Source organism: Candidatus Poribacteria bacterium, from assembly GCA_016866785.1.
Classification (GTDB): domain Bacteria; phylum Poribacteria; class WGA-4E.
In genome coordinates this window covers 1-1,536 of record VGLH01000291.1, presented here as the reverse complement: position 1 = coordinate 1,536, position 1,536 = coordinate 1, and the positions used below count along the sequence as shown (strand labels likewise).

The 1,536-nt window shown below is 60.9% G+C and carries 2 protein-coding genes; one reads left to right on the top strand and one right to left on the bottom strand.

The window, feature by feature from the left end; all coding sequences use genetic code 11:
• Positions 1 to 214, bottom strand: a 214-nt coding sequence (locus FJZ36_19405; protein MBM3217065.1) for a hypothetical protein, incomplete at its 3' end; no start/stop codon positions are given.
• Positions 215 to 435: 221 nt separating this feature from the next.
• Between FJZ36_19405 and FJZ36_19400 the strand changes: the two genes are divergently transcribed.
• Positions 436 to 1,536: sugar phosphate isomerase/epimerase (locus tag FJZ36_19400; GenBank protein ID MBM3217064.1), on the top strand; the 1,101-nt coding region annotated here is incomplete at its 3' end.

The following is a 1,536-nucleotide window of genomic DNA, read 5'->3' as shown; positions in this document are numbered from 1 at the left end:
GGGCTCCGCCGAAGCGTCCGTCTGTCCAGATGGGGTTCTTCTGGAGTTTGCCGTCGTGCTTGTTGCCGGACTCGTCTTTGGCGGACTTGTCGTCGAAGAGCCATAGTCCGGCGATGGAGTCGGGGTCGATGGCGGCGCGGATGGGACCCGCGACGCATAGCGCGGCTGCCCATGCGAGCGACCACGCGGCGAGACGTTGGTAGCGATGATGCATGTCGGGACCTCCTTCGCCCAAGCGCATAGGGGCGTGGTTCGTGATGGGTATACGCTAACGGGTTGCGGGGGAGGCGGCAAGTGGGGCAAATCAAAGCCAGCCCACCTCGGCGACCAAACAGCTGCAAGTGTCCGCAATCGTGTCCTTGACATGGTCAGGCAATGTAGCTACGGTAAGGATCACTAACGTTCCGAGGATCATGTTCGGACGGAGGTGCTGACATGGCTTCTGAACCCAAGCCCGATGATGCCCACTCCTTGAAGATCGGGTTCCAGACGATCCTTTGGGGCCCCCGCCTGCCATCGGTGGAACACGTGCTGCATATCTTGACCCAGGCGGGATTCCAGGGCGTCGAGTTCGCGCAGCGCCCGAAATACCTCGGATCGATCGACGATCTGCTCCGGACTGCGGAGCGGATCGGAATGAGATTGTTGGGGCTTGCTGGCGGGACCATCAGAGAGCGGGTGGAATTCTGTAAGGACTACAAGGACCTGTACCTGTACGTCGAGGAATGGAACGAGAAGGAAGCGACGTACGCGATTGAGCATGGTTTCACGCTGGCGCTACATCCTCACATGTTCAAGCCGGTGCAGAGGCTGGAAGAGGCCTACGCGTGCCTAGACCAACACTCGGCGCTTCGGTTTCTGCCCGACACGGCGCACCTCCACATCGCTGGTGACAACTGCGCCGAGGCAGTCCGTGGGCGGTACAAGGACCTGGCGGCCGTTCACATCAAGGACTGGAAGCCGGACTATGGCAGATCATCGCACCGGTACGCACACGGGTTCACCGAGCTCGGCAAGGGCGAGGTGGAACCGACGATTGCCGAGGTACTCGATCTGCTATGTGAGAAAAAGTACGACGGCTGGGTGATCGCGGAGCAGGATTGGTCTTCGAGCACGCCGGAGGACAGCGTCTTCGCGTGCGCGTCGTGGCTCCACGAGAATGGGTATCTTGGCTGCAAACCTGAAATGCCCGAGACCAGGGCGAGTAGGCCCGTACCCGTCCTTGGAGATGCCGGCAAAGCATACCAGTTCGCCAAGGCGCTGAAGTGGGCGAGCACGCTGGACCAAGCGTCGTGCTACGACGCCATCGCGACCGCGTTCCACGACATCTGTCGATGCAAGATGGTCACCGTGTGGACGTGCACGCCTGCGCAGGACTTGATCAGCCTCGTCAGCCTGAAGACAGATCCCACGGTGCCGATGCCGGAACGCGTACTTCCTCTGGACCGGTGCACGCTTCGCTGCAGAGACATACCAGCTGGTGAAGCGATCGCCGAACTCGACATCAAGTCCTTCGACCTCACCGATTCCACTGTG